The following is a 26699-nucleotide window of genomic DNA, read 5'->3' as shown; positions in this document are numbered from 1 at the left end:
AGCCTTACAGCGCCGATGGTACTGCAGGGGGGACCCTGTGGGAGAGTAGGACGCCGCCGAACAAATATTGGGAAAACCCCCGTGCCATTCGGCACGGGGGTTTTCTGCGTTTCAGGACGGCTCCACCAGTTTCGTGTCGTACGCCAGGATCACCGCCTGGATGCGGTCCCGTGAGCCGGTCTTCGCGAGTATCCGGCCCACGTGGGTCTTCACCGTGGACTCGGCCAGGTGGAGGCGGGTGGCGATCTCGGTGTTCGTCCAGCCCTTTCCGATGACCGTGAGGATCTCGCGTTCCCGCTCCGTGAGGGCGGACAGACGTGCGTCGTCGGGGGAGACGTCCGCGGTGCCGTCGCCGGTCGGCAGGTGCCGGGCGTAGGCGTCGAGGAGACGGCGGGTCAGGCTGGGGGCGACGACCGCGTCCCCGGACGCCACGGAGCGGATGCCGGAGAGGAGTTCCTCCGGCCGGGCGTCCTTGACGAGGAAACCGGAGGCGCCCGCGCGGAGGCCGGCGTAGGCGTACTCGTCCAGGTCGAACGTCGTCAGGATGAGGACGCGGGTGCGGTCGCCGGTGGCGGCGATGCGGCGGGTCGCCTCGATGCCGTCCAGGCCGGGCATGCGGATGTCCATCAGGACCACGTCGGGGTGCAGTTCCGCCGTCATGCGGATCGCTTCGCTGCCGTTCGACGCCTCGCCCAGGACCGTCATGTCGTCCTGGCTCTCCAGGAGCATGCGGAAGCCGAAACGCTGGAGGGGCTGGTCGTCGGTGATGAGGACGGTGGTCACTGCGGGGGTTCCTCCGGAAGGTGCAGACGGACGCGCCAGCCCTGTTCGGGGTGCGGGCGTGGGCCGGCCTCAAGTGTGCCGCCGTACAGGGCTGTTCGCTCGCGCATTCCGGGGATGCCACGGCCGTCGGACGGGGTGGAGGGTGGTGTGCCCTTTCCGGTGTCGGTGATGGTGACGGTGACGGCGCCCCTGTCCCCGTGGACGATGGAGATCTCGGAGGCCGTTTCGGGGCCGGCGTGCTTGAGGGTGTTGGTGAGGGCTTCCTGGACGACCCGGAACACGGTGAGCTGGCGGCCAGGGGGGAGGGCCGCCCGCCCCTCGACACGGGTGTGAACGGGCAGGCCCGCGCTGCGGACGCCGTCGATGAGCTGGTCCAGGTCGGTGAGGCCGGGCTGGGGGGTCCGTTCGGCGGGGTGCGCGGTGTCGTCGTCGCGGAGGACGTCCAGGAGACGGCGGAGCTCGCCGAGGGCCTGGCGGCTGGTGGTGCCGATGGCGTCCAGGGCCTGGGCTGCGCGTTCCGGGGACTTGCCGGCCGCGTATCTGCCGCCGTCGGCGAGGCCCGTGATGACGGACAGGTTGTGACCGATGATGTCGTGCATCTCGCGGGCGATGCGGGCGCGTTCGGCGGCGGTGGCGATGCGGGCCTGCTGGTCGCGTTCGATCTCCAGGCGGCGGGCGCGGTCCTCGAGGGCCTCGGTGTAGCTCTGGCGGGTGCGGACCGTGATGCCGATGAGGACGGCGACGGCGATGGACGTGAGGTGCGAGCCGATCTGCTGGTGCCACTCGCCCTCGCCGTAGCGGGCCGTGGAGACCATCACGGGGGCGAGCACCAGGGCCGCCGCCCACCACAGGTTGCGCAGGGGGACGCGCAGGGCGATGTGGTAGATGACGAGGAGTTGCAGCAGGGCTGCCTGGAGCGCGGTGCCGGACCAGGCGTTGACCAGGGCGAACGGGGTAGTGGCGAGCAGGACCGCCGCCGGGTGGGTGCGGCGCAGGAGGAGCGGGGCGGACAGGCCGAGGCTCAGAACGAGGAGGAGCCAGCCGGGGGCGCCGGGGTTGTGGGTGACGTTGCGCCAGCCGTCGCCGACGTAGTCGATGAGGGCGGCCGTCACCCAGAAGCCGGTGACGTGCGCGTCCCACAGCAGGGGGTGGCGCCGGTCGAAGGCGCGCACCCGCTGGTTGACGCGTTGCATGTACTGGGTGAGGGGCTCCGTCGTCCGTACCCCCGTCGGAGACTCCCGCTCGTTCGTCACGGGGTCCATGGTGGCGGGTGCGTCCGCCCGGGGGAACACGATGGGTGCCATGGTCAGACGTCCCGGCGGCGCAGGGTGGTCGCGGCCAGGGCGAGGGAGACCGCCGCCCACAGGGTGAGGGCGAGCAGGGCCGCGCCCGGGGTTGCCGCATCCGGTCCGGGGCGGGCGGCGGTGGCGGACTCCAGGGCCCTTGCGGGGAAGTACTGGAGGGCGTCGTCGACGACGGCGTGGGGGAGCATGTGCAGCAGCTCCGGGACGATCATCACCAGGGCGATGTAGACGCCGATGGCGAGGGGGACCGAGCGGGCGACGGCGCCGAGGCCGAGGGCCATGACGGCGAGGAGGGTGAGGGCGGCCGCGTTTCCGGCGAGGCCGCGCAGGACGCCCGGGTCGCCCAGGGCGGCCGACTGGTCGGTGTCGGTGAGGAAGGCCTGGGCCAGGGGGAAGACGAGCAGGTTGGTCAGCAGGCACAGCGGGAAGGCGACGGCGGCGAGGACGGCGGCCTTGGACCACAGGACGGGCAGGCGGCGCGGGACGGCCGTCATCGTGGCGCGGACCTGGCCGGTGGAGTACTCGCCGGCGGTGGCGAGGACGCCCAGGACGGCCAGGGTGACGGTGGCGAACTGGGTGCCGAGGAGGACGAAGACGACCGTGTCGAGGCCGCCCTCGCCGGTGCCGTCGTAGGCGGCGCTGATGCCGGCGCCCATGCCGACGGTGAGGACGCCGGTGGCGGCGAGGTTGAGCCAGGTGGAGCGGAGCGTCCACAGCTTGTGCCATTCGGAGCGCAGGACACGGGCCGGGGTGATCCGGTGGGGCCGGTCGGCGGTGGCGGTGGTCACGCGGCTGCTCCTTCCCGGGCGGCGGGGTACTCGACCGCGTCGTGGGTGAGGTCCATGAACGCCTCCTCCAGGGAGGCGGTGTTCGGGGTGAGTTCGAAGAGGGGGATGCCGTGGGCGGCGGCCGTGCGGCCGATGTGCTCGGCGTCGGTGCCGTGCACGGTGAGGCCGCCGGAGGCGTCGGTGGTGACGGTGACGCCGGGTGCGGTGAGGTGGCGTACGAGGCCGGCGGCGTCCGGGGTGACGACCTTGACGGTGCCCGCGCCGGAGTGGCGTACGAAGTCGGTGACCGTGGTGTCGGCGAGGAGCCGGCCGCGGCCGATGACGACCAGGTGGTCGGCGGTGAGGGCCGTCTCGCTCATCAGGTGGGAGGAGACCAGGACCGTACGGCCCTCGGCGGCCAGGGACTTGAGGAGGGTGCGGATCCACAGGACGCCCTCCGGGTCGAGGCCGTTGACCGGCTCGTCGAGGATGACGGCGGCCGGGTCGCCGAGCAGCGCGGCGGCGATGCCGAGGCGCTGGCCCATGCCGAGGGAGAAGCCCTTGACCCGGCGGTCCGCCACCTCGGTGAGGCCGGTGAGGCCCAGGACGTGCTCGACGCGGCTCTTCGGGATGCCGTGGGTGAGGGCGAGGGCGCGCAGGTGGTGGCGGGCGGTGCGGCCCGGGTGGACGGAGCGGGCCTCCAGCAGGGCGCCGACCTCGGTGAGGGGCGCGGGGTGGGCGGCGTAGGCGCGGTCGCCGACGGTGGCACGGCCGCGGGTGGGGGCGTCCAGGCCGAGGATCATCCGCATGGTGGTGGACTTGCCGGCGCCGTTCGGACCGAGGAAGCCGGTGACGGTGCCGGGGCGGACGGTGAAGGACAGATCGGAGACGACGGTCCGGTCACCGTAGCGTTTGGTGAGGTCCTGTGCCGTAATCATGCTTCGATGCTCGTCCGCGCGGGGGCGGCGGGCGTCGGACCGCGGGCCGTATTCCGGGTGAGGACGGTGGTACCCCGGTACTACGGTGGCGGCCATGAACGCGATGTCCGTCGATGACTGTGTGATCCGGCCGGTGCGCGCGGAGGAGTGGGCCGCGTCGAGGGAGCTGCGGCTCACCGCGCTGCGGGACCCGGTCGCGCACATCGCCTACATGGACACCTACGAGGAGGCCGTGGCCCGGCCGGACTCCTGGTGGCAGGAGCGTACGGCGAACGGGGCGCGGCAGTTCGTCGCCGAGACGGCGGACGGGAGCTGGGTCGCCAACGCGGCCGTGCTGATCGAGGAGGCCGGTACGACGGACTGGACCGGGTCCGTCGTCGCGCGGCGGCAGGGGCATCTGGTGGGCGTGTACGTGGCTCCCGGGTACCGGGGGAGCGGGCTGGCGAAGGCGCTGTTCGGGACCGCGCTGGAGTGGGCGTGGGAGCGTGGGGCGGAGCGCGTGCGGCTCCTCGTGCACGCGGACAACGCGCGGGCGCTGGGGTCCTACCGCAAGGCGGGTTTCACCGAGACCGGGGTGACCATGTCCCTGGGGGACGGCCCGGACGACCTGGAACTGGAGCTGGCCGTGGAGCGGCCGGTGCCGGACCGGTAGCCGGGCCGGCAGGTCCGGCCGACGGAACAGGTCAGACCGGTAGTTCGGTGTGGGGCCAGCGGGACCTGGCCTGTTCGCGGGAGCGGAGCAGGGCCAGGGTGGGCATGCCGTGGTCCGTGCCGGTGGCGAGCAGGTCCGGGAGCTGGGGGAGGGGGGCCACGGCCGCCACGTCGTCCAGGACGAGGGTGAGTGGTGGGTCGAGCCGACCGGAGGATGACCGTTCGGCCATGCGCCGGCCGTGCTCGACCACGTGTGAGGCGAGGGCCGTCAGCAGGGGCATCGCGCCCGGGCTGGTACGGGGGTCCTCGATGGATTCACCCACGACGTAAAGCGTGCCCCCTTCGTGGACAAAGGAATCCAAGGCGAGGGCATCAGTTCGGTTGGGAGTGCAGGCCTCGCGGACATTGACCGTGGAGAGCGCGGCCAGGGCGCGGGTGGTCAGCTGCTGGGCCATGTCCCGGCGCTCGGGGTGCGCCGTGAGGGCCGCCTCGAGTTCGCCGGCGGCGCCGGGGGCGGCCTTGGGGCTGGTACGGAGGATGCGTACGGCGTCGTGGACCTGGAGGCCCTGGGACCAGCGGTGGACGTGGCGGATCGTACGGCCGTCCACGGCGGCGGCGTGCACGTAGCTGCGGAGCAGGGTCTCCGCGGTGTCGCCGACCGCCTGGTCGAGGCGTGAGGTGGGGCGGACGGGGGCGAGGAGGGCTGCCGCGCGGGCGGCGGCCGTCCGTTTGTCCTCGCAGCCGGCGGTGGGGGACCAGTGGAGGCGGGCCGGGGTGTCGCAGAGGTGGGTGGGGTCGTAGAGGTGGGTGGGGCCGAGTTTGGCTCGGGCGTCCTTGGTGTCGTGCCAGAGGGTGGGGTTGGAGGTGAGGACGAGGGCGGGGCCCTCCGCGTCGCGTACGGCCCGGGCCGCGGTGGTGTGGCGGATGACCGGGGGGCCGTAGAGCAGCCCCGCGCCTTCGGTGCGGGGGGTCTCCCACCCGCCTGCCTCTTCACCGTTGGTCGCGGGCTCCTCCCTCGCCGGGGTCTCCTCCTCGGGCCCCCTCGGGGTCGGTACCTCGTGCAGCTGCTTCGGCGTCGGCTGCGGTGCCTGTTCGGGCAGCCGCTCCGGCTCCGGCTGTCTCTCCCGTCCGGGCAGGTGCTCCGGCTGCCGCCGGGGGCTCCCCGTCGCCCGTTCCGCCCGGCGTCGTGCCCGTACGGCCTTCCAGCGGGCCACCGTGCCCACGGTGAACACCGTCAGGACGGTCAGGATCATCAGCTGGCCGATGAGCAGGCCCCAGAAGAGGCCGTACCCCGAGAGGTCGGCCTGCGGGGTGTCCGGCCAGGCGGCGGGGAGGCCCTGCGGGTCGGCGACGAGGTGGCGCATGGCCACCGGGGTGCGGGTGAAGGTGACGCCGGACGGCCAGTGGCCGTGGGCGAAGAGGCCCGCGAGGCCGGTGGCCGTCCACACCATGGCGGTCACGCCGATGAGGAACGCGAGGACGCCGATCAGCAGCCCGTCGGGGATGCCGCCGCCCTGGCCGCCGGCCCGGCCGTGCTCACGGTGATCGTCCGGTCTCACGCGTGCTCCCTCTACGCCACCGTCGATTCGGAGTCGCCGACGTGCTGTTCCACGAAGGCCGCCGCCCGCTCCTCCGCCTCCAGTTCGGCGGCGCGCAGGGCGTCGTCGGAGAGGTCGGCGGAGGACTCGGTCATCGCGCGGTCGGTGAAGACCAGCGGGCGTTCGGTCTCGGTGACCAGGTGCTTGACCACCTGGACGTTGCCGTTGACGTCCCACACGGCGATACCGGGCGTCAGCGTCGGAATGATCTCCACCGCCCATCTGGGCAGGCCCAGCACCCGGCCCGTCGCCCTCGCCTCGTCCGCCTTCTGGGCGTAGATGGTCCGGGTCGACGCCATCTTCAGGATGGCCGCCGCCTCCTTCGCCGCCGCCCCGTCCACCACGTCGGACAGGTGGTGGACGACCGCGACGAACGACAGGCCCAGCCGCCGCCCGAACTTCAGCAGCCGCTGGAACAACTGCGCCACGAACGGGCTGTTGATGATGTGCCAGGCCTCCTCGACCAGGAAGATGCGCTTCTTCCGGTCGGGGCGGATCCAGGTGTGCTCCAGCCACACGCCCACGATCGCCATCAGGATCGGCATGGCGATGGAGTTGCGGTCGATGTGGGACAGGTCGAAGACGATGAGCGGTGCGTCGAGGTCGATGCCGACGGTCGTCGGGCCGTCGAACATGCCGCGCAGGTCACCGTCGACCAGGCGGTCCAGGACCAGGGCGACGTCCAGGCCCCACGCCCGTACGTCGTCTATGGGGACGTTCATCGCCTCCGCGGACTCCGGTTCCGGGTGGCGCAGCCGTTCCACGATGTCGGAGAGGACCGGCTGGCGTTCGACGATGGACTCGTTGACGTAGGCGTGCGCGACCTTGAGGGCGAAGCCGGAGCGCTCGTCCAGGCCGTGCCCCATCGCGACCTCGATGATGGTCCGCAGCAGCGCGAGCTGCCCGGTGGTGGTGATCGCCGGGTCCAGCGGGTTGAGCCGGATGCCCTTGTCGAGCGCGGCCATCGGGTCCAGGCGGATCGGCGTTATGCCCAGCTCCTGCGCGATGAGGTTCCATTCGCCTGCGCCGTCCTCGCCCTGGGCGTCCAGGACGACGACCTGGCGGTCGCGGAAGCGCAGCTGGCGCAGGACGTACGTCTTCTCCAGGGCCGACTTGCCGTTGCCGGACTCGCCGAGGACCAGCCAGTGCGGGGCGGGGAGCTGCTGGCCGTAGAGCTGGAAGGGGTCGTAGATGTAGCCCTTGCCGGAGTAGACCTCGCGGCCGATGATGACGCCGGAGTCGCCGAGGCCGGGGGCGGCGGTCGGGAGGTAGACCGCCTGTGCCTGGCCGGTGGACGTGCGTACCGGCAGCCGTGTCGTCTCGACCTTCCCGAACAGGAAGGACGTGAAGGCATCGGTGACGACGGACAGCGGATCCCGCATAGCGGCTCAGCCCCTACCTTCGAATGCCGGTGGCGAACGGGAGTGTGTTCACGAAGGCGCGGTGGTGCTCGCGGTCGCACCACTCCAGCTTCAGGTACGACTTTCCGGCCGACGCCCGTATGGTCCGCTTGTCGCGGGCCAGGGCCTCGGGGTTGCGGGAGGAGACGGTGATGTAGCCGACCAGGTTGACGCCGGCCGCGCCGCTGGCGAGGTCCTCGCCGCGCTGGTCCAGGCGGCTGTGGGCGGCCATGTCGCGCGGGTCGACGGTGCGGTTCATCTTGGCGGCGCGGGACGCCTCCGCCACGTCGTTGGTCTTCTCGGTGAGCATCCGCTCGATGGCGACCTCGGTGGGTTCGAGGTCCATGGTGACGGCGACCGTGCGGATCACGTCCGGGGTGTGGACGAGGAGGGGGGCCAGGAAGTTGACGCCCACCGGGGTCATCGGCCACTCCTTGATCCAGGCCGTGGCGTGGCACCAGGGGGCGCGGGTGGCGGACTCGCGGGTCTTGGCCTGGAGGTAGGTGGGCTCCATGGCGTCCAGCTCGGCCGGCCAGGCGTTGCGCTGCGTCATCGCCTGGATGTGGTCGATCGGGTGGTCCGGGTCGTACATGCCGTGGATCAGCGAGGACAGCCTGCTCTGGCCGAGCGGCTGCCGTACGCGGATGTCGGCCTCCTGGAGCCGGGAGCAGATGTCGGTCAGCTCACGGGCCATGACGACGGCGAGACCCGCGTCCCGGTCCACCTTGCCGCCGCCCTGGCTGCGCATCGCCCGCGCCATGGCGTTGGCCTCGGCGGCCAGTTCGCGCGTGTAGTGCATGCAGGCGACGAGGTAGGCGCGGTGCTGCTCGCTGCTGGTCGACACCATCGACTGGAGCTGGTCGTACGACTGCTGCAGCCACGGCGGCGACTTGTCGTCGCCGCGGACGGCGACGTCCTTGGCGTGGGCGTCGGGGTCGGCGGGCAGGGTGCGGGCCAGCATCTGGATGCGGGTCACGAAGCCGTCGCCGTTGGCGACGTGCTTGAGCAGGGTGCCGAAGCGGTCGACGAGGGCTTCCTGGTCCTCGGAGTCGCGCAGGCCGACGCCCGGTCCCTCGATCTCGATGGCGGCGGTGACGGTCTTGCGGTCCGCGTGCAGCAGTACGGCGATCTCGTCCGGGCCGAAGGGCGCGGCGAGCCAGGTGATCCTGCCGATTCCGGGCGGCGACCCGATCTCCACCTCGCGGCCGTCGAGGCGGGTGCCCGCCTCGACGGCGCCGGAGCGGTAGGTGGTGCCGCGGCGCACGGTGCGCTTGTAGCTGCGGTTGATCTCGAACCACTTGTAGAAGGTGCGGCCCCGGTAGGGCACGTACACCGCGGCCAGCGCCACCATCGGGAGGCCCGCGAGCAGCACGATCCGCACGGACAGGACGGGGACGAGAAGCCCGCACATCATGCCGAGGAACGCGCCCAGGACGATCAGCGCGATCTCACCGGTCTCGCGATTGCGGCCGACGATCGCGTTCGGCCGGGCCCGGCCGATCAGATACGTACGGCGGGGCGTGACCGGATGGGACAAGTGGGACTCGGTCGTCAACGCCCTTCACCTCCCGTGCTGTTGTTACTGCTGTTGCGGGTGTTGCCGGCGTGGGGGGTGTTCACCGGGCTGCTCGAGCGGGGTGCGGGGGCGGTGGCTCCGCCGCCGCCCGACGGGCGCGAGCTGTGTGCGGCGACTCCGCCGGAGGCGGGGTTGGAGGGGCGGGGGCCGGTGGACTGGCCGCCGCCTCCGTGGTTGTTGTCGGTGCGGCTGCTGTGGGTCTTGATGCCCTGTGCGACCAGGGTCGCCGGGGAGCTCATGACGGCGGCGGCCTTGCCTTCGGCGCCCTGCATGAGGCGGTTGTTGCGGCCGTTGGCGAGTTCGTCGCCGAAGCCGGGGACGAAGCGGTAGATCATCGCGGAGGCGAAGATGGCGAGCAGGATGATCGCCAGCCCGGAGACCACGGCGGAGAAGGCGTCGGGCCCGTCCTCGGCGGACAGCGCCCCGGCGAGGCCGAGCACGATCACGATGACGGGCTTCACGAGGATGACGGCGATCATGATGCCCGCCCAGCGGCGGACGTGGCCCCACAGGTTCTTGTCGACGAGGCCGGCGTAGACGACGGTGCCGAGGAGGGCGCCGACGTAGAGCAGGGCGGCGCGGATGACGAGCTCCAGCCAGAGGACGCCGGCGGCGAGGATCGAGACGAGGGACACGACGATCAGCATGATCGGGCCGCCGCCGATGTCGTCGCCCTTTTCGAGAGCGCCGGAGAACGTGCCGAAGAACGTGTCCGTCTGGTCGCCGGTCGCCTTCGCGAGCACCTCGGTGACGCCGTCGGTCGCCGACACGACCGTGTAGAGGATCAGCGGGGTGAAGGCGGAGGCGAGGACGGTCAGCCAGAGGAAGCCGATCGCCTCGGAGAGGGCGGTGGTGAGGGGGACGCCCCGCACCGCGCGCTTGGCGACCGCGAGCAGCCAGAGAAGGAGCGTCAGGATCGTCGACGCGGCGAAGACGACGGCGTACTGCTGGAGGAACGTGTCGTTCGTGAAGTCGACGTTCGCCGTCTCGTTGACGGCGTCGCTGAGCTTCTCGACGGTCCAGGAGGCGGCGTCGGCGCAGCCTTTGGCGAGGGAGGCGAGGGGGTCGAGGGTGGTGGTGGGGTCGTTGAGGGTGGAGGACTCCGAGGAGCCTTCAGCCCCTCTGCCTCGTTCGCAGTAGTCCTTGGCGGGGCCGCGGATGAGATCGCAGGGGTCGTTGCTGTCCGTCGGAGTCGGAGTCGGAGTCGGAGTCGGAGTCGGTGTCGGGGCGGCGACGGCTCGTGAGGCGAACAGCACCGCCGTGGCCTGCACGGTGGCGACGACGGCCGTGAACTTGAGGAAGCGGTGGTTAGCGGGCATACGTGAACCCTCCGTACTCCTCGACAGCCTTCGTCATGTCGTCGGCGGTGGAGGCCTTCTGGTCGCGCCCGACCGGGACTGGTCCGTCCTTCTGCTGGAAGTCGGTGACCTTCCAGTCGTTGTTGATCCACTTCAACTGGTATGTGGTGGTGTACCAGCTCTCGATCACCGGGTTGGTCGAGCCCTCGCCGGACAGGCCGAACAGCGACGTGTACCAAACCTCGACGGAGGCGTCGCTCGCACTGGACGCCGTCACCTTGGTGCCCACGGGGATGACTCGGGAGACGAAGGTCTGTCCGGCAGGTGCTTGACCGCTCTTGTCGAGGCCGATGTTTGCCAGGAACTCCGCGTCCGAGTAAGCCCGATCAAGGTCGGCTTGCCGGGATGCGGCGGCATCCGGGGCGTAGACGGCATTGACGATCTCGCGCCGTCGGTCCTTGTTGAACATCTCGGCGGAGCCCAGCGCCACCGCGTAGTTCGCCGCCGCGCTCTCCGCCCCCTGCCGGTCGTGGGCGAAGCCCGACGGGATGCCGGCCGCCTTCGTGTCCACCGGCTTCTCGCCCGACGGGGCCGTCGCCGCCGACTTGGGGGAGTCGACGGAGCCGTCGCCCTCCTCCGCGGCGGAGTCGCCGCCTCCACGGTTCGCGAAGGCGATCGCCGCGATCAGGAGGACCACCACGCCGACCACCGTCACCAGGCTGCGCGACGACGAACGGCCGCCTCTGCGCGCACCGCCGTACGGATCGCCGCCCCGCTCCGGCATCCGGGTGCGGGTCCGGCCCGTGTCGTCTTCGGGACTCATGCCGCGTACGCCCCCTCAGCGTCGTGCGGAAACACCTCGTACTCCGCGTACTCCATGTACGACGGTAGCCGTGCTGGTCCCCGCGCGGGCGCGGTGTGGTGACTGGACATCAGGGAAACGCAACCTCAGCCGGTGGGCACGACGGGCGGGTGGGATGGAGGGGGCGCCGGGCGTGCCCGGCCGGGAGCGATGGAGCGGGGCTACACGGCCATTCCGTACACGATGGTGAACAGCGTGCCGAGCGAGCCGATGATGAAGACGCCCGTGAGCCCCGCGATGATGAGGCCCTTGCCCTGTTCGGCACTGAACGTGTCCCTCAACGCGGTGGCGCCGATGCGCTGTTTGGCCGCCCCCCAGATGGCGATGCCCAGGCAGAGGAGGATGGCGACCGCCATGACCACCTCGATCATGATTTTGGCCTCGTTGCCCAGGCTGCCGAAGGGGCCCCAATCCGGAGCGATCCCGCCGATAATGGTGTTGATGTCTCCCTCGTCGGCCGCGAAGAACATGTAAGTCACCGCCCCTGTATGGGTAGTTCTGTACCCCCTGCGTTGTGCAGAGGTCAGACCTTATTGTCACCGACGATGACGCCATCGCATGTCGACTTGGCGTCATCAGTTGGCGGGTTTCGTGCGAATAGCTTGCCACCGGCGCGCGCCGTGCTCCGGTAAGGGCGCGTTCCGATGGGTGAAGAGTCGTATCGTCACTCTGTGTATCACGCCGGGTGATTCATCACAACGAACCGTGACGGCTTCCGTTCCGGCACCGGAACGCCCTGACGGGCTATGCCGTGAAGTGGTCGAACTCCCCCGCGCGTACGCCCTGCACGAAGGCGTCCCAGCGGCGGCGGTCGGTGGTGACGGTGGGGGTGCCGGGGGCGTGGAGGCGGACGGTGCGGTCGTCGTCGCCGGCGGTGGTCACTTCGAGGGCGGGGGTCCGGGGGTCCCGGTGCGGTTCTTCCTTGAGGGAGTGGAGGAGGGTGCGGAAGGCGTCGGGGGTGGTGGTGAGGATCGCTCCACCGGGGTCGGCGGACTCGGTTATGTGGATCCCGGTGGGGGTCGCGGCGACGTGCACGCAGGAGTCGCCCTCACCGCAGTACGACGACTTCTGCCAGGTGGGCTGGGGCATCTCGGGTCCCTTCAGAGGTCTTGGGCGATGGCGCGGATGAGATCCCGTGACTTCTCGGGGGTGAGGGCGCGAGTTTCCACCCGCTCCAGGACGGCGCGGTACTTGTCGAGCTGGGCCTCGGCATCGAGGAAGGTGAGGCCGTGCGACTGGTCGAGGTGGACCGTGTCGAGCTGGGGGACGGGCCCGCGCGAGTAGAAGATCGACTGTCCCGACCCCGGGAAGCCTTCGGCGGCGAACGGGATCACCTTGATGGTGATGTGTTCCCGCTCGCTCATGTCCAGCAGGTGCCGCAGTTGTGCGCCGGCGATGGACGGGCCCCCGAACCGCATGCGCAGCGCGGCTTCGTGAATGAGCGCCAGGTACGGCGTCGGGTTGTCCCGGTAGATCACGGTCTGACGCTTGATGCGGAACGAGACACGGTGCTCGATGTCCGGAGGCGCGAGTTCGGGTACGACCTGGCGGAACAGCGAACGGGCGTGGTCGGTGGTCTGCAGGAGCCCGGGGATGTGCACGGTCACGGAGCCACGCAGGTGGACGGCGTGGTGCTCGAGCTCGGCCAGGTCGAGCAGCGCGGGCGACAGGAGATCGCGGTACTCCTCCCACCAGCCGCGCCTGCGCTCGCCCGTCATTCCGGCGACGGCTTCGACGAGGGCCTTGTCGGCACAGTCGTAGTGGCAGGCCATGGCACGGACGCGCTCGGGACTCACGCCTGCTCGTCCCGCCTCTATGTTGCTGATCTGGTTCGGCTTCACGCCGAGGAGTTGACCGGCCTCGATGGCCGTCAGGCCCGCGCGCTCCCGGAGTTTGCGCAGTTCAGTGCCCAAGCGGAGCTGGCGACCCGTCGGATTGCTTCTCACGGGTTGGTCCGCCTCCTTGCCTTGCGTGTCACTCACACGAGTGCAGTATGTGGGGTTTCGCTAGAACCGTGTAAAGGGTTTTACGTTTCCGGCTAGCTTGGTTGCAGGCGCCCCGCCCGGAAGCGCACCGATCGACGGTTCGGCACTGCCACTGGGCAACTGTTCGCATTCACCCAACCGACCTCGCTGATCGGAGACTTCCATGCCCACCGTATCCCCGCCCTGGTCCTACACCCTCCACCTCTCGCGCGATCCACGCTCACCGGGGATCGCCCGCTCCACCCTGCGGGCCGTCCTGGCCGCCTACGAGCTCGGCGGACTCGCCCCCACCGCCGAGCTGCTCGCCTCGGAGCTGCTGACCAACGCCCATCTGCACACCGGCGGCCCGTACGCCCTCCACATCCGCCCCATGGCGTCCGGGCAGCTCCGGCTGGGGGTGTGGGACAGGGACCCGACCGTCCCCTCCGGACCGGGCGCCGACTTCGTCCACGGGGCCATGCCGCACGGAGCCTCGGAGGGCGGACGGGGCCTGGCCCTCGTGCGGGCGTACGCCGACTCCTGGGGCGCCTCGCTGCTGGGGGGACCGGAGGGGGCGTCGGGCGGGAAGGTGCTGTGGGCGGAGTGCGGCTGGTCCGGTCCGTGATCACCAGATCGGTCCGCGTCGACCCTGCTGTGTGGCAAGGTCGTTTTCGTGGACGCACTGAAGGCTCAGGATCCCGCGCGGATAGGCGCGTACATGCTGCTGGCTCGCCTCGGTGCGGGCGGGATGGGACAGGTCTACCTCGGACGGTCGCCCGGCGGCAGGCTGGTGGCGATCAAGGTGATCCGTGACGAGATCACGGATCACCCCGAGGCGCTCGCCCGGTTCAGGCGTGAGGTGGAGACCGTACGTCTGGTCCGGAGCGTGTACACCGCGAACCTGATCGATGCCTCGTTGGACTCGGCCCCTTACTGGCTGGCGACCGAGTACGTGTCGGGTCCGACGTTGAGCAAGGCGGTGGGGGTGAGGGGGCCGATGCCACCCGAGACCTGCCGGCGCCTGTTCGCGGCGCTGGCGGAAGGGCTTGCGGCAGTGCACGAGCAAGGGGTCACGCACCGGGACCTCAAGCCGCAGAACGTGCTCCTCGCCGCGCAGGGGCCGCAGCTCATCGATTTCGGCATCGCCCGAGGAGTGGGACAGACGGCGCTCACCGAGGTGGGGTCGGCTCCGGGCACGCCCGGTTTCACCGCCCCCGAGGTGCTGATGCGCAATGAGGTCGGTCCCGCCGCCGACGTGTTCGCGCTCGGGGCGACGATCGCGTACGCGGCGACGGGCAGGCCTCCCTTCGGGTCCGGTGAGCCGGCCACGGTCAGCTATCGCGCGGTGCACGAGCCGATCGAGCTCGCCGGTGTGGAGCCCGAACTGGCCGGTCTGATCCAGCACTGTGTGGCCAAGGACCCGGCGGCACGTCCGCAGCTCGCCGAGGTGATCGCACGGTGCCGTGTGCTGGCGGCCCTCGTCGAGGACCCCTTCTACGTGGGACTGGCCGGCTTGGCCGAGGCGTTGCCGGGGGCCATTTCACCGTCGGCACATCCACCGGCGATGGGTCTGCACGACCTGCCGACGTCCGCGTCCACACACGCGCCCGGGTACACGCCCACGCAGGTGGGTCGCCCGGCCCCATCCGCGCGGCGCCGTCCCGCGCCCTGGCTCATCACCGTGGCGGCGGCGCTCGCGGCCGGAGCGGTGACGGCGGCGTTCGTCATGCTGCCCGACCGGGGTGAGGGCGACGCGGGCGCGGACGGCAAGGAGACGACCGGGGCCGCGCGGCCCGGAGCCACGTCGAAGGCCCCCACCGCGCCGGGCAGCGAGCAGCCGAAGGCCCAGCCACCGGCCTACGTGGAGGCGACGAATCCGAACCGCGACTCCTGGACGCCGGATGCCGATTCGACGGACGGCTCGGGGACGTGCCAACTGCCCGCCGAGGAGCGCAACCAGTACTTCCAGGCATCCGTCTCCGACGCGGAGACCAATGCTCCGTACACCTCTGGCAAGGGACGGATCGGAATCCGTCTGGAGAACGTCGTCCCGGAGGACGGGGAGTCGTACTACGTGTCGGTCGCCGTCAAGCCGCCGCACGAGATCGACGCGGACACCGGCCGGCCGATCGAGGGTGCGGGGTTCGAGAACCGGAGCCTCGGCTACACCAGTAAGCCGGTCGACCTCTACGAGGGCCTTCGCGGCAAGGCACCCGCTCCGTGGGTGTGGCTGACGTATCCGGACGACTTCCATGAGGTCGTCAACGGCGAGAAGTACGCGGACGCCATCCCGGTCGGGAACGACCCCGGCAACTGGACCGTCATCTTCCTCCATGTCGAGGGGACGAAGCAGTACGCCAGCATCGATTGCCGCGGGTTTGTCGCGAAGTAGCTCACACGGACGCCCTTCAGACTGGTAAATGACCCATAAACCAGGGCGCGGTAGGGGAGAGTTGGAGCGTGCGGAAGGTATGGGTGGCCGGTGGCGCCGCCATCGGGCTGGGGCTGAGCTTCGTCATGCTGCTCGTCGTCGGCGTCTACGTCGTCGCCGGGAACCTCGTCAACGGCGTGGGCGGTGCGGGCAAGGCACTCGCCAAGGGGTCGGTGCCCGCCGCGTACCAGACGCTCGTCCAGAAGTGGGGCAACCTCTGCCCGGCCATCAACCCGGCGCTGCTCGCCGCGCAGCTCTACCAGGAGAGCGGGTGGGACCCGGACGTCGTCAGTCACGCCGACGCACGCGGTATCGCCCAGTTCATTCCCGGCACCTGGGCCGCCCACGGCATCGACGGTGACGGCGACGGCGACCGTGACATCTGGGACCCGAATGACGCGATTCCATCGGCCGCTTCGTACGACTGCGAACTCGCGAAGTACGTGAAGGACGTACCGGGGGACGTAACGAACAACATGCTCGCCGCCTACAACGCGGGGGCATACCGGGTCATCAAGTCGGGTGGGGTTCCCGCGATCACCGAGACGCAGAACTACGTCCAGCGGATCCGGGCGCTGGAGGAGAGCTTCGCCGCGCCGGTGGGGCGGGTGGATCCGTCGAAGCAGGCTGCCGGGGCGATCTCGTACGCGCAGTCGAAGCTCGGGACGCTGTACCTGTGGGGCGGCAACGGTACGCCTGAGCAGGGAGGACGGTTCGACTGCTCGGGGCTGACCAAGGCGGCGTACGAGAGCGTGGGGATCACGCTGCCGCGCGTGGCCAACGACCAGTACAACGCGGGACCGCATCCCGCGCGGGACGAACTGCTGCCGGGTGATCTGGTGTTCTTCTCGGACGACCTCACCAATTCCCGGGCCATCCGGCATGTGGGTATTTATGTCGGTGGTGGGTACATGATCGACGCGCCCCGGACCGGGGCCGTGATCCGATTCGACCCGATCGACACTCCTGACTACTTTGGTGCCACCCGTGTCACCGAGGATGGCGCGAAAGCACTGCCCACCACGGTGTGAGCTGAGCGTTAACCCACCCCCTGAGCTGCGGAGACGTATCTCTCTTCGATAACGTCTGCGTGATCATTCGGTGGAGTGTGGAACGTATCAACAGGGGCCGTGCGTTCCTGTTGTCGTAGCCGATCGGACGAGCGGATCTACAAACCACGGGGGTGGCGGGAACGGCGTGCGAACCGCACGCCGGAAGATATGACGAAGGGGCCGCAGCATCATGGCTGGACTCGCCGATTCCGGGTCGAACCCCGACGTCGACCTGCTCTATGACATCAATGGCCTGGCGAAGGCCGCACCGACGTGGTTCGACCACGTCATGGAGTTCGTGGGCGAGTTCGGCCTGCTGTTCGCCTTGCTGGGGCTGCTGGTGTGGTGCTGGTGGGGTGTCAGGCGGCGGGGCGGCGAGGACGCGGCTCCGGCCGTCGCGGGCCTGGTGTGGGCCCCGCTGGCGGCGGGCGTCGCGGTTCTGGTGAACGTGCCGATACGTGGTTTCGTGGAGAGGCGGCGGCCCTTCCTCGACCACGAGGGGCTCGAAGTCCTGGTCGACGGCAAGGACGACTACTCGTTCGTCAGTGACCACGCGACGCTCTGCATGGCGCTGGCGGTGGGACTGTTCCTGGTCAACCGGCGGCTCGGGATCGTCGGGCTGGTGCTGGGGCTGCTGGGCGGGTTCATCCGGGTCTACATGGGTGTGCACTATCCGACGGATGTCGTGGGCGGGCTCGCGCTCGGTACGGCTGTCGCGTTGCTGTTGTCGCCGGTCGCCATGGCGTTGCTGACGCCGCTGATGCGGGCGATCGAACGGTCGCCTCGGGGTGGGTGGCTGGTTTCCGCTCGCCGGAAGGGCGAGCGGGGGCGGGTTGCTCCGGGGGCCTCGCGGAGCGGGGCGGCCGGGGCGGAGCAGCGGGACCTGGCTGCCTGAGCCGGCGCTTCTGCCGCTGGGCGAAGGGCTGTTCCGCAGCTCGGCGCTTACGAGGTGCCTCCCCCACTCTCGGCTCCTCCCCCACTCCCGGCTTCGCTCGAGCGGGGGGACCCCCCATGGGCGGGGGCACCCCCATCGCCCTTGAGGCACTGGGGGAGGCACGACTGCCCGCAGTTACGCGGCAGGGTGGGCGCCGCCCCAGCGGCATGACTGCCTGCGGTTGCGGAGGGGGTGTCACTCCCCCGTGTGGTTCGCGGCGTCTTTTCTCGCCTGGCTTCTGGCTCTTCTGGCCGGGCCTCGCCAGCCGCAGGTGCAGTGGGCTGTGCAGAAGCGGCCCTGTTCGGTGGTGGTCGTGGTGTGGGGGGCGGGGGGCGGGGCGTCGTCCTGGTGCGGCACGTCGACCACGGTAGCGCCCTGCTCGTCGGCGTGACGGGGTCATTTATCGGTCGTTAACCGGGCATGGCTCGGATGCGCGGCGTGGTGGCTGGGATCGGGGTTGTGTGCTGCCTGGGGCTCGGGGGCCTGGGCTGTGCGAACAGCGGCGCCATGACCGGAGGGGCTCCCGTCGGGGATCCGGTGCGGGTGTTGAGGGGGGGCCGCCGACGCGCTCGTGGGCGCCGGGAGTTCCAAGGCGACCACCTCCCTGGAGATGGCGACCGGCGGGACCCGGGTCACCATCCGGGGCGAGGGCGTGTACGACTACCGCAGGCGGCTCGGGCGGCTGAAGGTGCTGCTGCCGCGGGATCCGGCCGGGAAGGTCGTCCGGCGGCCCATCACCGAACTGCTCGCCCCCGGCGCGCTCTTCATGAAGAACCGGGGGGCCGGGGTGCCCGCCGACAAGTGGGTGCGGGTGGACACCGGGACGCTGTCCGACGGGAACCTCGTCACCGGCGGGGCGACCGATCCGTTCGCCGCCGCCGAGGTGCTGCGGGGGACGCGGTCGGCGACGTTCGTGGGACGGACCGAGGTCGCGGGGGCCAAGGTGCGCCACTACCGGGGGACCGCCGACCTGCGGCACGCCTCGCGGGACGCCTCGGAGGCGAACCGGGAGGCGCTGGGCGCGGCGGCGAAAGGGTTCGCCACCGCGCGGGTGCCGTTCGACGCCTACCTCGACGACGAGGGGCGGATCCGCAAGCTCCGGCACCGGTTCAGCTTCGTCAACGGCCGGCAGGACGAGCCCGTGGCGGTCGCCTCGACCACGCTGCTGTACGACTTCGGGGTCCCGGCCGACGTACGGCTTCCCGAGGGCGGGGACATCTACGCGGGCCGGATCGCCGCGGAGTGAGGCCGGGAGGGAAGGCGGGAGTGACCGGCCTGAACTAGCCCTTCCGTGCCATGCGCGGTGTGTAGGGCGCTCCCTACTCTAGGAAGTCGGTGACGACAGAGGTGAGGTGAGGCGCGTGGCACCGCTCGGCGGTGGGACGGTTCCGGTTCAGGACCACGTGGCGCTCGCCGAGATCGAACTCTGCGGGGAGCTGATCATCGCCGCCTCCAACGCCGAGGAGCGGCTCAGTCTGGAGAGCATCGACGAGGTGCTGAGGGTGGCCGAGGCGCGGGCGGAGCCGGACCGTCCCTGACACGGCCGGTCAGGTCCGGAGCATGCGGGCGATGGCCTGCGTCGCCTCCTTGACCTTCGCGTCGATCTCGTCGCCGCCCTTGACGGCCGCGTCCGCGACGCAGTGGCGCAGGTGCTCCTCCAGCAGTTGCAGCGCGAACGACTGCAGGGCCTTGGTGGAGGCGGACACCTGGGTGAGTATGTCGATGCAGTAGACGTCCTCGTCGACCATGCGCTGCAGGCCGCGGATCTGGCCCTCGATGCGGCGCAGGCGTTTGAGGTGCTCCTGCTTCTGCTTGTGGTAGCCGTGGACGCCGCGGTCGTGATCGGTCACGATGTCCGTCGTGTCCGTGGCGTCCGTCGTGTCCGGGACGAAGGGCGCGTCCGCGCCGGTCTCGGTGGTCGTCATCGCGTCCTCCTGGTGCACTGACGGGCGACACATACCCCTGGCGGGTATATGGTAACGAACTTTGCTGGGTATAGGCCTCTTGGCCGATGACAGGCGCAGCGGCCGGAAACGGGCCTCGGACCGCCCCCGTACTCATCACTCTGCCCGATGGGCGACACTGGTGGGCGGCCCGTTCGTCGTGGCCGGATGATGCGCCTAGCATCAGCCTGACCGAAACCGATGCTCACCGAGGACCCCACGTGCGCTTTCGTCTGACCCCCAGGGAGACGAGCTTCTACGACATGTTCGCCGCGTCCGCGGACAACATCGTCACCGGCTCGAAGCTCCTGATGGAACTGCTCGGGGCGGACCCCTCCGCCCGGGCCGAGATCGCAGAGCGTATGCGGGCCGCGGAACACGCAGGTGACGACGCCACGCATGCGATCTTCCACCAGCTGAACTCCTCGTTCATCACGCCGTTCGACCGCGAGGACATCTACGCCCTGGCGTCCTCCCTCGACGACATCATGGACTTCATGGAGGAGGCCGTCGACCTGGTCGTCCTCTACAACATCGAGGAACTGCCCAAGGGCGTCGAGCAGCAGATCGAGGTCCTGGCGCGGGCGGCGGAGCTGACCGCGGAGGCCATGCCGCACCTGCGCACCATGGAGAACCTCACCGAGTACTGGATCGAGGTCAACCGGCTGGAGAACCAGGCCGACCAGATCCACCGCAAGCTGCTGGCCCACCTCTTCAACGGCAAGTACGACGCGATCGAGGTGCTGAAGCTCAAGCAGGTCGTGGACGTACTGGAGGAGGCGGCCGACGCCTTCGAGCACGTGGCGAACACGGTGGAGACCATCGCCGTCAAGGAGTCCTGAGCACTTCATGGACACCTTCGCTCTGGTCGTGACCATCGGCGTCGCGCTCTTCTTCACGTATACGAACGGCTTCCACGACTCGGCGAACGCGATCGCCACGTCCGTGTCGACGCGGGCGCTGACGCCCCGGGCGGCGCTGGCGATGGCGGCCGTGATGAACCTCGCCGGCGCGTTCATGGGCTCCGGGGTCGCCAAGACCGTCAGTGAGGGTGTGATCCAGACACCCGAGGGGTCGAAGGGGATGGGGATCCTCTTCGCCGCGCTGGTCGGGGCGATCGTCTGGAACCTGATCACCTGGTACTTCGGGCTGCCGTCCTCGTCGTCGCACGCGTTGTTCGGGGGCATGGTCGGGGCCGCGCTGGCCGGGGGGACGACCGTCTACTGGCACGGGGTGGTCGACAAGATCGTCATCCCGATGTTCGTGTCGCCGGTCGTCGGTCTGCTCGCCGGGTACCTGGTGATGACCGTGATCCTGTGGATCTTCCGGCGGGCCAATCCGCACAAGGCCAAGCGGGGGTTCCGGATCGCGCAGACGGTGTCCGCGGCGGGGATGGCCCTCGGGCACGGTCTGCAGGACGCGCAGAAGACGATGGGCATCGTGGTGATGGCGCTGGTCATCGCGGACGTCGAGGACTACGGCGATCCGATTCCGGTGTGGGTGAAGATCGCTTGTGCGGTGATGCTGTCCGCGGGGACGTACGCGGGTGGGTGGCGCATCATGCGGACGCTAGGCCGGAAGATCATCGAGCTGGACCCGCCGCAGGGCTTCGCGGCGGAGACCACGGGTGCCTCGATCATGTTCGGGTCGGCGTTCATCTTCCACGCCCCGATCTCCACCACGCACGTGATCACCTCGGCGATCATGGGTGTCGGTGCGACGAAGCGGGTCAACGCCGTGCGGTGGGGGGTCGCCAAGAACATCGTCCTCGGGTGGTTCATCACCATGCCTGCGGCGGCTGCTGTGGCTGCGTTGTCGTTCGGGCTGGTGAATCTGGCTGTGCTGTAGCCGGTCCGGTCGGTGCTCGGTACTCGGTGTGGGTGCTGGGCGGGGGGTCGTTGCGCAGCCCGGCGTTTGCGGGGGTGCCTCCCCCAGAGGGGGTACCCCCAGCGCCCACCCTCCCCCACCCTCGGCTGCGCTCGGGCGGGGGCACCCCCATCGCCCTGGGGGTACCTCCCAGGCCTTTGAGGCACTGGGGGAGGCACGATTGCCCGCGGTTACGCGGCAGTGGTGCCCGCGGTCATGCAGGTACGTGAAAGGGCCCGCCCCCGGTTTCGGGAGCGGGCCCTTTTTGCCTCGCGGTGGCACCGCCATGCAGCACCGCGAGGGGTTCGGGGATCAGCCGAAGCGGCCGGAGATGTAGTCCTCCGTGGCCTGGACCGACGGGTTGGAGAAGATGCGCTCCGTGTCGTCGATCTCGATCAGCTTGCCGGGCTGGCCGACGGCCGCCAGGTTGAAGAAGGCGGTGCGGTCGGAGACGCGGGCCGCCTGCTGCATGTTGTGCGTCACGATGACGATCGTGAACTGCTCCTTCAGCTCGCCGATCAGGTCCTCGATGGCGAGGGTGGAGATCGGGTCCAGGGCGGAGCAGGGCTCGTCCATGAGGAGGACCTTCGGCTCCACCGCGATCGCCCGCGCGATGCACAGGCGCTGCTGCTGACCGCCGGAGAGGCCCGAGCCCGGCTTGTTCAGGCGGTCCTTGACCTCGTTCCAGAGGTTGGCGCCCTTGAGGGACTTCTCGACGATGTCGTCGAGCTGGGACTTCTTGTACTTGCCGTTCAGGCGCAGGCCCGCCGCCACGTTGTCGTAGACCGACATCGTGGGGAACGGGTTCGGGCGCTGGAAGACCATGCCGACCTCGCGCCGTACCGCCACCGGGTCGATGCCGGCGCCGTACAGGTTCTCGTCGTCGAGCATGACCTTGCCCTCGACCCGGCCGCCGGGCGTCACCTCGTGCATGCGGTTGAGCGTGCGCAGGAAGGTGGACTTGCCGCAGCCGGACGGGCCGATGAAGGCGGTCACGGAGCGGGGCTCGACGGTCATCGAGATGTCCTCGATGGCCAGGAAGGAGCCGTAGTAGGCGTTGAGGCCGCTGACGTCGATGCGCTTGGCCATGGGTATCACTTCTTCTTTCGGGTCCGGGGAGGCCTCAGCGACCGGTCTTGGGAGCCTTCCAGCGGGCGATGCCGCGGGCCAGCAGGTTGAGGATCATGATGAAGCCGATGAGCGTCAGGGCCGCCGCCCAGGCACGGTCGTACGCGGGGTCGGAACCGGCGCCGAACTGCAGGTAGATGTACATCGGCAGCGATTCCTGCGGGTCCTGGAACGGGTTGGCGTTGATGAAGTCCGTGCCCCAGACCAGCAGCAGCACGGGGGCCGTCTCGCCGGTGATGCGGGCGATCGCCAGCATGACGCCGGTGATGATGCCGCCGAGCGACGTCGGCAGGACCACCTTCAGGATCGTGCGCCACTTCGGCACGCCGAGCGCCAGGGACGCCTCGCGCAGCTCGTTCGGGACGAGCTTGAGCATCTCCTCGGTGGAGCGGACGACGACCGGGATCATCAGGATCGACAGGGCCAGCGAACCGGCGAAGCCGGACGGGCCCATGTCCAGGATGAGGACCCACAGGCTCAGGATGAACAGACCCGCGACGATCGACGGGATGCCCGTCATGACGTCGACGAAGAAGGTGACGGCCTTGGCGAGCCTGCCGCGCCCGTACTCGACCAGGTAGATCGCGGTGAGCACGCCGACCGGCACGGAGATCAGGGCAGCGAGGCCGACCTGCTCCAGGGTGCCGAGGAGGGCGTGGTAGATGCCGCCGCCGGGCTCCGCGTCGCCGACCACGCCCATCGAGTGGGTGAGGAAGTAGCCGTCGAGGACCTTGACGCCGCGCTCGGCCGTCTCCCAGAGGAGGGAGGCCAGCGGGGTCACGGCCAGCAGGAAGGCGACCCAGACCAGGCTGGTCGCGGTGCGGTCCTTGGCCTGGCGGGCGCCCTCGACCTTCGCGGAGACGGCGTAGGAGCCGACGACGAAGAGGACCGCGGCGATCAGCGCCCACTGGATGTCGCTGTTCAGGCCGGCCACGGCGCTGACGGCGTAGCCCAGGGCGAGGGAGCCGGCGGCGACGGCCCAGGCGAACCACTTGGGCAGGGTCGCGCCGCGCAGCGAGCCGGGCTGGGGGGAAAGGGTTGCGTTGCTCATGCGTTGGCCCCCGAGTACTCCTTGCGGCGGGCGATGATCAGGCGGGCCGCGCCGTTGACCAGCAGGGTGATGACGAAGAGCACCATGCCGGAGGCGATCAGCGCGTCCTGGCCCATCACGGTGGCCTCGTTGAACTTGCTGGCGATGTTCTGGGCGAAGGTGCCGCCGCCGGCGTCGAGCAGGCTGGCGGAGATGTCGAAGGAGGGCGAGAGCACCATGGCCACGGCCATCGTCTCGCCGAGGGCGCGGCCGAGGCCCAGCATCGAGGCGGAGATGACGCCGGAGCGGCCGAAGGGCAGCACCGACATGCGGATGACCTCCCAGCGCGTGGCGCCGAGGGCCAGGGCCGCCTCCTCGTGCATGCGCGGGACCTGGCGGAAGACCTCGCGGCTGACGTTGGTGATGATCGGGAGGATCATCAGGGCGAGCAGGATGCCGACGGTGAGCAGTGAGCGGGCGGGGCCGCCCTCCCAGGCGAAGAGGCCGGTCCAGCCGAGGTAGTCGTCGAGCCAGCCGTAGAGGCCGTCCATGTGCGGCACCAGGACGATGGCGCCCCACAGGCCGTAGACGATGGACGGGACGGCGGCGAGCAGGTCGATCACGTACGCGACGGTGCCGCCGAGCCGGCGGGGGGCGTAGTGCGTGATGAACAGGGCGATGCCGACCGAGATGGGGACGGCGATGGCCATGGCGATGATCGACGACACGACGGTGCCGAAGGCCAGGACCGCGATGCCGAACTCCGGCGGGACGCCGGTGGGGTTCCACTCGAAGGTCGTGAAGAAGTTGGCCTCGTCCTCGCTGATGGCCAGCGCGGCGCGGTAGGTCAGGAAGGCCGCGATGGCGGCCATGAGGACCAGGACGAAGATGCCGGACCCGCGGGAGAGCCCGAGGAATATCCGGTCACCGGGGCGGGTGGCGCCGCGTGCGGTGCGCTTGTCCTCGGACGCGGCCGGTGCGGGTGCGGGGGGAGCGGCGGGTTTCTGTGTGGTGATGTCCATCGGGTTCTCCGGTCTGCGGAACCACCGGGGCGGGCGGCTCGGTCGGAGCCTCCCGACGGCCGGGGGCTCCTGATGGCGGTGCACCGGACGGTGCGGACCGGCACCCCGGTCGGGGCCGGTCCGCACACTCGGGTCAGGCGAGGCTCGAGATGGTCTCGCGGACCTTGGTGATGATCTCCTCGGGCATCGGGGCGTAGCCCGCGTCGGCCAGCAGGGCCTGGCCGTCCTCGGAGGCCATGTAGTTCAGGAAGGACTTGGTGGCGGGCAGGGTGTCGGCCTTGTTGCCCTTGTCGCAGACGATCTCGTACGTGACGAGGACGAGCGGGTAGGCGCCGTCGGCCTCCGGGGTGTAGTCCAGCTCCAGCGCGAGGTCCTTGCCGGTACCGACGACCTTGGCGGCGCCGATGGCGGCGGTGGCGTTCTCGATGGTGGCCTCGACCGGCTCGGCGGCCTCGGTCTTGAGGGAGACGGTGTTCATGCCGTCCTTGGCGTAGGACAGCTCCATGTAGGAGATCGCGCCCGAGGTCTGCTTCACCTGCTGGGCGACACCGGCGGACTGCGGAGCGGACTGGCCGCCCTTCGCCTGCCAGGCCTTGCCGCCCTCGTACTTCCAGTCGTCGGGCGCGGCGGCCTTCAGGTACTTGGTGAAGTTGTCCGTGGTGCCGGACTCGTCGGAGCGGTGGAAGGCCTGGATCTTCAGGTCGGGGAGCTTGGCGTCGGGGTTGAGCTTCGCGATCGCCTCGTCGTTCCAGTTGGTGATCTTGCTGTCGAAGATCTTGGCGAGGGTCGAGGCGTCCAGGACGAGGGCGTCGACGCCCGGGACGTTGTAACCGACCGCGATCGGGCCGCCGACCATCGGCAGGTCGATGCCCTGGCCGCCGGAGCAGATCTTCTTCGAGGCCTCGATCTCCTCGGGCTTCAGCGCGGAGTCCGAACCGGCGAACGCGGTCTGGCCCTGGGTGAAGGCCGTGATGCCGGCGCCCGAACCGGTCGGGTTGTAGTTGACCTGCACGCCCTTGCACGCCGCGGCGTACTGCTTGACCCAGGCGTCGATGGCGTTCTTCTGGGCGGAAGAGCCGGAGGCCTGGAGCTGGCCCTTGGCGTCGCCGCAGTCGATGTTGCCGGCCTGGGTGGTGGCGGAGGCGTCGCCGCCGCTGCCGTTGCCGGTGTCGTCGGAGCCGCACGCCGTGAGGGCCAGGGCGCCGGAGACGGCGAGAGCGCCGAGAGCGAGGGCCCGCCGGTTCTTGCGCTGAAGCTTCACTTGAGTCCCTTCCAGTGCCGCCGTCCTGAATTCGGCGGCGTGCGAAGTGTGGGTGACACGGTCACCCTCTCCTTCGGGCGATCCGCATCGCGTAAGGCCGAAATTAGGCAGATCAGGTGAAGCAGCCGATTGGCGTACATGAACGAGGGGTGAACCCCTGTGGACGGTGCGGTGAGGTCACGGAACGCTCACGTCGAGGACACGGGGGGATACCGGGCGGGAACGGGACACTCACCGTGCCGGGCGGAGGGTGGCGAGGAGGGCGTCCACCAGGCCGGCGTCCCGGGGCTCGGTGAGGCGGGCGCGGGCGGCTTCCGGGGGGAGCCAGAGCACCCGGTCGACCTCGTCGTTCGGGGCGAACGCGCCGGAGACCGCTTCGGCCGCCCAGTAGCGGACCCGTTTGGGGCGGCCTTTGGCCAGGTAGTGCGCGCTGGGGAGTTCGGCGGCCGGGACGGCGGTGTGGCCCGTCTCCTCGGCGACCTCGCGCAGGGCGCCGGCCAGCGGGTCCTCGCCGCGCTTGAGCTTGCCCTTGGGCCAGGACCAGTCGTCGTACTTCGGCCGGTGCACGAGGCAGAGCTCGAGCTCGCCGGTCACGGGGGAGCGGCGCCACAGGACGCAGCCGGCGGCCTGGACGGTGAGGGTGCGGTGCGGCGCGTGCGCGGAGCGCGGGGTGCTCACCGGGTACCTCCCTATGACGTGCCGGCGGCTTCCTTCCGCCAGGCCCGCTGGAACGCGTACCGCGCCGCCTCCACCTCATGCCGCTGGTCGGCGTGGAGCACGCCCAGCGCGTACGCCGTGGCCGGGGCGATCCGCGGGGTGCGGGCCGCCTGCGCGGCGGCCGCCGCGGCCTCGGAGGCGTCGCGGTGCCGGTCCAGTGCCTCGCCGGCGGCG

At 70.3% G+C, this 26699-nt stretch carries 26 protein-coding genes and 2 pseudogenes; 9 read left to right on the top strand and 19 right to left on the bottom strand.

Annotated elements, in window-relative coordinates:
* Nucleotides 1-111: 111 nt before the first annotated feature.
* From B7767_RS18005 to B7767_RS17990, 4 genes are read right to left on the bottom strand one after another with little or no spacing between them, the layout of a single operon-like run.
* A complete protein-coding gene (locus tag B7767_RS18005; protein ID WP_085573085.1) occupies nt 112-783 on the bottom strand; it encodes a response regulator transcription factor in 672 nt (223 codons plus the stop codon).
* Nucleotides 780-2087: a sensor histidine kinase gene (locus tag B7767_RS18000; protein ID WP_085573084.1), complete on the bottom strand. Its 1308-nt coding sequence runs from the start codon at nt 2085-2087 to the stop codon at nt 780-782. The genes B7767_RS18005 and B7767_RS18000 overlap by 4 nt, the downstream gene beginning before the upstream one ends.
* A gap of 2 nt (nt 2088-2089) precedes the next feature.
* Nucleotides 2090-2875: an ABC transporter permease gene (locus B7767_RS17995; RefSeq protein ID WP_085573083.1), complete on the bottom strand. Its 786-nt coding sequence runs from the start codon at nt 2873-2875 to the stop codon at nt 2090-2092.
* Nucleotides 2872-3792: an ABC transporter ATP-binding protein gene (locus B7767_RS17990; RefSeq protein WP_085573082.1), complete on the bottom strand. Its 921-nt coding sequence runs from the start codon at nt 3790-3792 to the stop codon at nt 2872-2874. Before B7767_RS17990 ends, B7767_RS17995 begins: the two co-directional genes overlap by 4 nt.
* Before the next feature lie 94 nt (nt 3793-3886).
* Between B7767_RS17990 and B7767_RS17985 the strand changes: the two genes are divergently transcribed.
* On the top strand, nt 3887-4444 hold the full coding sequence (locus B7767_RS17985; protein WP_371100359.1) for a GNAT family N-acetyltransferase: 558 nt from the start codon (nt 3887-3889) through the stop codon (nt 4442-4444).
* 31 nt (nt 4445-4475) lie between these two features.
* Here the strand turns inward: B7767_RS17985 and B7767_RS17980 are convergent, their stop codons facing one another.
* From B7767_RS17980 to B7767_RS17945, 8 genes are all read right to left on the bottom strand, one after another.
* Entirely contained in the window at nt 4476-6002 is a 1527-nt protein-coding gene (locus tag B7767_RS17980; protein ID WP_085573081.1) for a type IV secretory system conjugative DNA transfer family protein, read from the bottom strand.
* Nucleotides 6003-6013: 11 nt separating this feature from the next.
* Nucleotides 6014-7423: an ATP-binding protein gene (locus B7767_RS17975; protein ID WP_073934222.1), complete on the bottom strand. Its 1410-nt coding sequence runs from the start codon at nt 7421-7423 to the stop codon at nt 6014-6016.
* Between the two features lie 13 nt (nt 7424-7436).
* Nucleotides 7437-8996 (bottom strand): SCO6880 family protein, encoded by a 1560-nt coding sequence (locus B7767_RS17970; protein ID WP_085573080.1) that lies wholly within the window; start codon nt 8994-8996, stop codon nt 7437-7439.
* Complete coding sequence (locus B7767_RS17965; protein ID WP_085573079.1) at nt 8993-10336, bottom strand: hypothetical protein; 1344 nt, start codon at nt 10334-10336, stop codon at nt 8993-8995. The genes B7767_RS17970 and B7767_RS17965 overlap by 4 nt, the downstream gene beginning before the upstream one ends.
* Nucleotides 10326-11138, bottom strand: a complete 813-nt coding sequence (locus tag B7767_RS17960) for a hypothetical protein (RefSeq protein WP_085573078.1) — start codon at nt 11136-11138, stop codon at nt 10326-10328. The genes B7767_RS17965 and B7767_RS17960 overlap by 11 nt, the downstream gene beginning before the upstream one ends.
* Nucleotides 11139-11338: 200 nt before the next feature.
* A complete protein-coding gene (locus B7767_RS17955; protein WP_004929725.1) occupies nt 11339-11647 on the bottom strand; it encodes a hypothetical protein in 309 nt (102 codons plus the stop codon).
* A 274-nt stretch (nt 11648-11921) separates the two neighbouring features.
* Nucleotides 11922-12266: a DUF397 domain-containing protein gene (locus B7767_RS17950; protein WP_085573077.1), complete on the bottom strand. Its 345-nt coding sequence runs from the start codon at nt 12264-12266 to the stop codon at nt 11922-11924.
* An 11-nt stretch (nt 12267-12277) separates the two neighbouring features.
* Nucleotides 12278-13123, bottom strand: a complete 846-nt coding sequence (locus B7767_RS17945; RefSeq protein WP_085573076.1) for a helix-turn-helix transcriptional regulator — start codon at nt 13121-13123, stop codon at nt 12278-12280.
* A gap of 202 nt (nt 13124-13325) precedes the next feature.
* Here B7767_RS17945 and B7767_RS17940 point away from each other — a divergent pair, with 202 nt between their 5' ends.
* From B7767_RS17940 to B7767_RS17915, 6 genes and pseudogenes are all read left to right on the top strand, one after another.
* Nucleotides 13326-13766 carry an ATP-binding protein gene (locus B7767_RS17940; RefSeq protein WP_085573075.1) on the top strand — a complete coding sequence of 147 codons (441 nt, stop codon included), beginning with the start codon at nt 13326-13328 and terminating at the stop codon, nt 13764-13766.
* A 48-nt stretch (nt 13767-13814) separates the two neighbouring features.
* Nucleotides 13815-15533 carry a serine/threonine-protein kinase gene (locus B7767_RS17935; RefSeq protein ID WP_085573074.1) on the top strand — a complete coding sequence of 573 codons (1719 nt, stop codon included), beginning with the start codon at nt 13815-13817 and terminating at the stop codon, nt 15531-15533.
* A gap of 125 nt (nt 15534-15658) precedes the next feature.
* On the top strand, nt 15659-16603 hold the full coding sequence (locus B7767_RS17930) for a bifunctional lytic transglycosylase/C40 family peptidase (protein WP_085573086.1): 945 nt from the start codon (nt 15659-15661) through the stop codon (nt 16601-16603).
* A 211-nt stretch (nt 16604-16814) separates the two neighbouring features.
* Complete coding sequence (locus tag B7767_RS17925; RefSeq protein ID WP_085573073.1) at nt 16815-17519, top strand: phosphatase PAP2 family protein; 705 nt, start codon at nt 16815-16817, stop codon at nt 17517-17519.
* Nucleotides 17520-17978: 459 nt separating this feature from the next.
* Nucleotides 17979-18804 (top strand): annotated as a pseudogene (locus B7767_RS17920) (hypothetical protein).
* Between the two features lie 106 nt (nt 18805-18910).
* Nucleotides 18911-19096, top strand: a complete 186-nt coding sequence (locus B7767_RS17915; RefSeq protein ID WP_073934247.1) for a hypothetical protein — start codon at nt 18911-18913, stop codon at nt 19094-19096.
* A 9-nt stretch (nt 19097-19105) separates the two neighbouring features.
* Here the strand turns inward: B7767_RS17915 and B7767_RS17910 are convergent, their stop codons facing one another.
* Nucleotides 19106-19483 carry a metal-sensitive transcriptional regulator gene (locus B7767_RS17910; protein ID WP_085573072.1) on the bottom strand — a complete coding sequence of 126 codons (378 nt, stop codon included), beginning with the start codon at nt 19481-19483 and terminating at the stop codon, nt 19106-19108.
* Between the two features lie 239 nt (nt 19484-19722).
* Between B7767_RS17910 and B7767_RS17905 the strand changes: the two genes are divergently transcribed.
* Nucleotides 19723-20343: a DUF47 domain-containing protein gene (locus B7767_RS17905; RefSeq protein ID WP_085573071.1), complete on the top strand. Its 621-nt coding sequence runs from the start codon at nt 19723-19725 to the stop codon at nt 20341-20343.
* 7 nt (nt 20344-20350) lie between these two features.
* Entirely contained in the window at nt 20351-21349 is a 999-nt protein-coding gene (pitH, locus tag B7767_RS17900; RefSeq protein WP_085573070.1) for a low-affinity phosphate transporter PitH, read from the top strand.
* Nucleotides 21350-21679: 330 nt separating this feature from the next.
* On the opposite strand, the gene pstB is transcribed toward pitH, so the two are convergent.
* The 6 genes and pseudogenes from pstB to B7767_RS17865 form a co-directional block, all read right to left on the bottom strand.
* Entirely contained in the window at nt 21680-22456 is a 777-nt protein-coding gene (pstB, locus tag B7767_RS17890; RefSeq protein ID WP_085573068.1) for a phosphate ABC transporter ATP-binding protein PstB, read from the bottom strand.
* A 34-nt stretch (nt 22457-22490) separates the two neighbouring features.
* On the bottom strand, nt 22491-23546 hold the full coding sequence (gene pstA / locus B7767_RS17885; RefSeq protein WP_085573067.1) for a phosphate ABC transporter permease PstA: 1056 nt from the start codon (nt 23544-23546) through the stop codon (nt 22491-22493).
* On the bottom strand, nt 23543-24547 hold the full coding sequence (gene pstC, locus B7767_RS17880) for a phosphate ABC transporter permease subunit PstC (protein WP_085573066.1): 1005 nt from the start codon (nt 24545-24547) through the stop codon (nt 23543-23545). The genes pstA and pstC overlap by 4 nt, the downstream gene beginning before the upstream one ends.
* A gap of 133 nt (nt 24548-24680) precedes the next feature.
* Complete coding sequence (gene pstS / locus B7767_RS17875; protein WP_085573065.1) at nt 24681-25808, bottom strand: phosphate ABC transporter substrate-binding protein PstS; 1128 nt, start codon at nt 25806-25808, stop codon at nt 24681-24683.
* Between the two features lie 231 nt (nt 25809-26039).
* Nucleotides 26040-26486 carry an NUDIX hydrolase gene (locus B7767_RS17870; RefSeq protein ID WP_085573064.1) on the bottom strand — a complete coding sequence of 149 codons (447 nt, stop codon included), beginning with the start codon at nt 26484-26486 and terminating at the stop codon, nt 26040-26042.
* Between the two features lie 11 nt (nt 26487-26497).
* Nucleotides 26498-26699 (bottom strand): annotated as a pseudogene (locus B7767_RS17865) (hypothetical protein); the annotation flags it as partial.

It is taken from the genome of Streptomyces sp. 13-12-16 (assembly GCF_002114215.1).
Lineage (GTDB): Bacteria > Actinomycetota > Actinomycetes > Streptomycetales > Streptomycetaceae > Streptomyces.
Note: the sequence above shows the minus strand (reverse complement) of the source record. Positions and strands in the feature narration are given on the sequence as shown.

Excerpts from the sequence above, each read along its gene's own strand:
- B7767_RS17930 (WP_085573086.1), top strand. The coding sequence starts at position 15,659 with ATGCTGCTCGTCGTCGGCGTCTACGTCGTCGCCGGGAACCTCGTCAAC.
- B7767_RS17940 (WP_085573075.1), top strand. The coding sequence starts at position 13,326 with ATGCCCACCGTATCCCCGCCCTGGTCCTACACCCTCCACCTCTCGCGC.
- pstB (WP_085573068.1), bottom strand. The coding sequence starts at position 22,456 with ATGGCCAAGCGCATCGACGTCAGCGGCCTCAACGCCTACTACGGCTCC.
- B7767_RS17910 (WP_085573072.1), bottom strand. The coding sequence starts at position 19,483 with ATGACGACCACCGAGACCGGCGCGGACGCGCCCTTCGTCCCGGACACG.
- B7767_RS18000 (WP_085573084.1), bottom strand. The coding sequence starts at position 2,087 with ATGGCACCCATCGTGTTCCCCCGGGCGGACGCACCCGCCACCATGGAC.
- pitH (WP_085573070.1), top strand. The coding sequence starts at position 20,351 with ATGGACACCTTCGCTCTGGTCGTGACCATCGGCGTCGCGCTCTTCTTC.
- pstA (WP_085573067.1), bottom strand. The coding sequence starts at position 23,546 with ATGAGCAACGCAACCCTTTCCCCCCAGCCCGGCTCGCTGCGCGGCGCG.
- B7767_RS17990 (WP_085573082.1), bottom strand. The coding sequence starts at position 3,792 with ATGATTACGGCACAGGACCTCACCAAACGCTACGGTGACCGGACCGTC.
- B7767_RS17925 (WP_085573073.1), top strand. The coding sequence starts at position 16,815 with ATGGCTGGACTCGCCGATTCCGGGTCGAACCCCGACGTCGACCTGCTC.
- B7767_RS17965 (WP_085573079.1), bottom strand. The coding sequence starts at position 10,336 with ATGCCCGCTAACCACCGCTTCCTCAAGTTCACGGCCGTCGTCGCCACC.
- B7767_RS17960 (WP_085573078.1), bottom strand. The coding sequence starts at position 11,138 with ATGAGTCCCGAAGACGACACGGGCCGGACCCGCACCCGGATGCCGGAG.
- B7767_RS17955 (WP_004929725.1), bottom strand. The coding sequence starts at position 11,647 with ATGTTCTTCGCGGCCGACGAGGGAGACATCAACACCATTATCGGCGGG.
- pstC (WP_085573066.1), bottom strand. The coding sequence starts at position 24,547 with ATGGACATCACCACACAGAAACCCGCCGCTCCCCCCGCACCCGCACCG.
- B7767_RS17985 (WP_371100359.1), top strand. The coding sequence starts at position 3,887 with ATGAACGCGATGTCCGTCGATGACTGTGTGATCCGGCCGGTGCGCGCG.
- B7767_RS17950 (WP_085573077.1), bottom strand. The coding sequence starts at position 12,266 with ATGCCCCAGCCCACCTGGCAGAAGTCGTCGTACTGCGGTGAGGGCGAC.
- B7767_RS17975 (WP_073934222.1), bottom strand. The coding sequence starts at position 7,423 with ATGCGGGATCCGCTGTCCGTCGTCACCGATGCCTTCACGTCCTTCCTG.